3 protein-coding genes are annotated in these 4,765 nt (G+C 67.1%); all 3 read left to right on the top strand.

Going from position 1 to position 4,765, the window contains the following annotated elements; all coding sequences use genetic code 11:
- Window positions 1–1,167, top strand: a 1,167-nt coding sequence (locus IRZ31_RS20245; protein ID WP_297157237.1) for a hydantoinase/oxoprolinase family protein, incomplete at its 5' end; no start/stop codon positions are given.
- The gene (locus IRZ31_RS20250; protein ID WP_297157239.1) at window positions 1,161–2,786 is read left to right on the top strand and encodes a hydantoinase B/oxoprolinase family protein; all 1,626 of its coding nucleotides are present in this window, start codon (window positions 1,161–1,163) and stop codon (window positions 2,784–2,786) included. The genes IRZ31_RS20245 and IRZ31_RS20250, both read left to right, overlap by 7 nt.
- Window positions 2,787–2,852: 66 nt before the next feature.
- The gene (locus tag IRZ31_RS20255) at window positions 2,853–4,649 is read left to right on the top strand and encodes an NB-ARC domain-containing protein (RefSeq protein WP_297157242.1); all 1,797 of its coding nucleotides are present in this window, start codon (window positions 2,853–2,855) and stop codon (window positions 4,647–4,649) included.
- Window positions 4,650–4,765 lie beyond the last annotated feature (116 nt).

Genomic DNA, 4,765 nt, shown 5'->3' on the forward strand with positions numbered 1-4,765 from the left:
AGCCTGGCCTGGTTCGATCTGGGGGGCGCCCTGCGCGTGGGGCCGCGCTCGGCGGGGGCCGTGCCTGGTCCGGCGGCCTACGGGCGCGGCGGTACGGAGGCGACGGTGACCGATGCGCATGTGGTGCTGGGGCGCCTGTTGCCCGAGGCCTTCCTTGGCGGGAGCCGGCGGCTCGATGTGGCTTTGGCCCGTCAGGCGGTGGGGCGCATCGCTGAACGCCTGGGGACCTCGCTGGAGGAGGCGGCCCTTGGTATCGTGCGTATCGCCAATGCCAATATGGAGGCGGCTATTCGTCTGATCTCTGTCGAGCGTGGGCTTGATCCGCGCCACTTTACGCTGGTAGCCTTCGGGGGGGCCGGTCCTCTGCACGCCTGCGAGCTGGCGGCGGCGCTCGCGATTCCGCGTGTGCTCATCCCGGCGGCGCCGGGGGTGCTCTCGGCCCTCGGTATGCTGGTGGCCGATGTGCTCAAGGACTATGTGCGTACGCTGATGCTGCCCATTGATCAGGAGCAGGCTCAGACGATGATTGATGCAACGTTGAGCGCGCTGGAGGAGCAGGGGCGCTGCGATTTACAGCGTGAGGGCTTTGCGCCCGAGCAGATCCAGATTGAGCGCTATCTGGATCTGCGCTATGTCGGGCAGTCGTACGAGCTGACTATTCCCTTCGAGGGCGACTGCGCGCGCGCGGCCCAGCAGTTCCATCTGGCCCATGAGCGGCGCTTCGGCTACAGCGATCCGAATGAGCCGGTGCAGGTGGTCAATGTCCGTCTGAAGGCGCGGGGGCTGGTGGAGCCGCCGGTTCTGGAGCGCCAGCCGCTGCAGCCCGAGGCGGTGGCGCAGCCGCTGGAGCGGCGCCGGGTCATCTTTGCCGGTGAGGCCGGTCCAGTGGCGCATGAGGCGGCCATCTATGAGCGGAGCACGCTGGTGCCGGGGGTACAGTTCGTTGGTCCAGCCATTGTGACCCAGTACGACACGACCACTGTCGTGCCGCCGGGCTGGCGGGCGCGCGTCGATGCCGTGGGCAATCTCTTGATCGAGGTGGCTGGCGATGGTCAGGGCCGCGCTCAGCATCAACAGGATCGGCAGCAGCGTGAGGAAGCAGCACCGGCGACGCGGGCGGCTCAGCGCCGGCTGGGGCTGGCTGAGGAGGGTATGCCCACATGGTAGATGCTATCAGTCTGGAGATCTTTCGCAGCGCTTTGACGGCCATCGCTGAGGAGATGGGGGCGGTGCTGATGCGTAGCAGCTACTCGCCCAATATTAAGGAGCGGCGCGACTTTTCCTGTGCGCTTTTTGATGCGCGCGGGCGCCTGGTGGCCCAGGCGGCCCATATCCCGGTCCATCTCGGCTCGATGCCCGACTCGGTGGCGGAGGCCCTGGTGGCCTTCGATCGCTTTGCGCCGGGCGATATTATCGCCCTCAACGATCCGTTTCTGGGGGGGACCCATCTGCCCGATATCACGTTGATCGCACCGATCTTTGTCGAGGTTGAGGAGGAGCAGCGCCTGATCGGCTTTGCAGCCAACCGCGCTCACCATGCTGATGTCGGGGGGATGGCGCCGGGGTCGATGCCGCTGGCGACCGAGATCTATCAGGAGGGCCTGATTATTCCTCCGCTCAAGCTGTGGGAGGCCGGTCAGCCTAATCGGGCTTTGCTGGCCTTGTTGCTGCGCAATGTGCGCACGCCGGATGAGCGCCGCGGTGATCTGGCGGCCCAGGTGGCGGCTAATCGCACGGCGGCCCGCCGCCTGCAGGAGCTGGTCGATCGCTGGGGGCTGGCGGCTCTGGAGGAGCATGTCGATGCCCTGATTGAGTATGCGGCCCGCATGGCGCGGGCTACTATCGCCGCCATTCCCGATGGCTCCTATCGCTTTACCGATTATCTCGACGATGACGGGGTCTCGGGGGAGTGCATTCCGATCACGGTGACGGTGACGGTGCGTGGGAGTGAGCTGACAGTGGACTTTACGGGGAGCGCTCCCCAGGTGCGCGGCAATGTGAATACGGTGGCCTCGGTGGCGCGCTCGGCGACCTATTATGTGGTGCGCTGTCTGATGCCCGAGGATGCGCCGATGAATCATGGGACGTTCGCGCCGGTGACGGTGATTGCGCCGCGCGGCTCGGTGGTCAATGCGCGCCCGCCGGCGGCGGTGGCCCAGGGCAATGTCGAGACGTCGCAGCGCCTGGTCGATGCCATCTTTGGGGCTTTGGCGCAGGCCCTGCCCGAGGTGGTGCCGGCGGCCAGCCAGGGGACGATGAATAATATTGCCGCCGGCGGGATTGATCCGCGGACGCAGCAGCCCTTTGCCTACTATGAGACAATGGGTGGAGGCATGGGGGCGCGCCCGGGCCTCGATGGCTTGTCGGGCGTGCATACGCATATGAGTAATACGCTGAATACGCCGGTGGAGGCTTTCGAGTATGCCTATCCGATGCGGATTACGCGCTATGCCTTGCGCGATGGGTCAGGGGGTGCGGGCCGGGCGCGGGGTGGCGATGGGCTGGTGCGCGAGATCACGTTTGAGGCGCCCGCTGAGGTGACGCTGCTGACAGAGCGGCGCCGCCTGCCTCCCTATGGGTTGCAGGGGGGGGAGCCGGGCCGCTGCGGCGAGAACTGGCTCTATCGCCGCGCTGGTGAGGTCACTTTGCTGCCGGGCAAGGTGCATTTCCGCGCTGAGCCGGGCGATCGGCTGGTGATTGCTTCGCCTGGTGGTGGGGGCTGGGGCCGGGCGTACGAGTCGCCGGAGGCGGCGGCTGCCGGGTCCGCTGAACCTGGGCGGGCCTAGCGGGCCGGGCCGTCGGGCCAGTGCCGGGACCAGGCCGGTCGTCATCTCCTGCTGGGAGTGCCCACGATGAAACCGAATCTGCGTCTGAGACATGAGCGCGAGATGCGAGGCTGGTCGCAGGCCAGGGTGGCCGAGGCCATCGGCTCGTCGGAGAAGAATGTGAGTCGCTGGGAGCGCGGCGTTTCCTCGCCGCAGCCCTATTACCGTGAGAAGCTTTGTCAGCTCTTTGGCAAGAGTGCGCGTGAGCTGGGCTTTGTTGAGGATGAGCTGGAGTCGGGGGCGCCGGCTGGGGCGGGTGCGCTTGCTAGAGGGCGGAACCACCAGGAGCGGGTGATTGATCCGACGATTCCGCCGCTGCCGAATGAGGGGCGCGGGTTGGTGGGACGCACGACGCTGCTGGGCGAGCTGGTGGCCCAGCTCTGCGCCGGGCGCTCGCTGGCCCTCTGCGGGCTGCCCGGCGTTGGTAAGACGGCCCTGGCTGTGACGCTGGTGCATGAGGCGCGCGTGCTGGAGCGCTTCGAGGCCGGGGTGTTGTGGGCCGGTCTGGGGCCTCGCCCCAATGTGCTGGAGCATTTGCACCGCTGGGAGCAGTTGCTGGGAGTGCCGGCGGTGGCGACGGCGGCTTCCGGTGAGCAGTCGCTAGAGGCGCGCGCCCGCGCTTTGCGGGCGGCGATCGGGCAGCGGCGCTTTGTGTTGGTGATTGATGATGTCTGGGAGCTGGAGGCGGCTCTGGCTTTCAAGGTCGGGGGGCCACAGTCGGTGTTGATCGCGACGACGCGCTTTCCTCGCCTGGCGCTGGCGATCGCCGGCGAGGGGGCGCGGACGATCCATGAGCTGGAGAGCGCCGACGGGCTGGCTTTGCTGGCGCAGTGGGCGCCGGAGGTGGTGGCTCATGATCGGCGCGCCGCTCTAACGCTGGTCGAGGAGGTGGGCGGGCTGCCTCTGGCTTTGACCTTGTTGGGGAAGTATTTGCAGGCCCAGGCCCATAGCGGCCAGCCGCGTCGCTTGCAGGCGGCTCTGGCGCGCTTGCGCAGCTCGCATCAGCGGCTGCATGTCAGTGAGATGCGCGGCCCGCTGGAGCAGCCACCACATCTGGCCTGGGGGACGCCGCTCTCGCTGCAGTCGGCGATTGCTGTCAGTGATCAGCAGCTCGATGAGCAGGTGCGTGAGGTGCTGCGCGCTTTGTCGGTCTTCCCGCCGAAGCCGAATAGCTTTAGTGAGGAGGCAGCCCTGGCTGTGGCCCAGGCGCCGCCGGAGACGCTCGATGCCCTGGTCGATGCTGGTTTGTTGGAGAGCAGCGGGACGGGGCGCTATCTGTTGCATCAGACGATCGCTGATTATGCCAGTGCTCATCTGCGCGATCCGCAGGCCGGCGAGCGTCTGGTGGCCTATGTGACGCAGTTGCTTGAGCGACATGGGGATGATGATGCGGCTCTGGAGCTGGAGAGTCGCAATATTGTGGCCGGCCTGCAGTATGCCTTTGAGAATGGGCGCCATGCGCGCTTTATTCGCGGGGTGCTGGCCTTCACCCCCTTTTTGCGCCGGCGGGGCTTTTATGAGCTGGCGCGCCTCTATTTGCAGCGCGCTTATCAGATTGCGATCTGGTCGAGTGATCCGTTGACGCAGGTGCGTCTGTTGCTGGGCCTGGGTGAGGTGGCGCTGCATCAGGGTGATCTGAAGGCGGCGGGCGGCTATTTGCGCGAGGGGCTGACGCTGGCGCGTGAGGGCGGCCAGAGGCGTGAGCTGCGACGGCTATTGCGGCTGCTGCGCTATCTGGCCGCGCGCCAGGATGATGCCGAGCGGGCCGCCGCCTATGGCCGTGAGTTGGCGGCCCTGGCGGCTGAGGAGGCGGCTGGCGACTGAGGCCGCGATGTGAAGGCGGGCAGGGTCTCGCGCATGAGCAGGGCGGCGAGGCAGCCCGAGAGGAAGGTGAGGAGGGCGACCAGGCCGATGGCCCAGGGAATCGAGAGCAGGTCGGC

Origin of the sequence: Thermogemmatispora sp. (genome assembly GCF_019683635.1) — a bacterium.
GTDB lineage: Bacteria > Chloroflexota > Ktedonobacteria > Ktedonobacterales > Ktedonobacteraceae > Thermogemmatispora.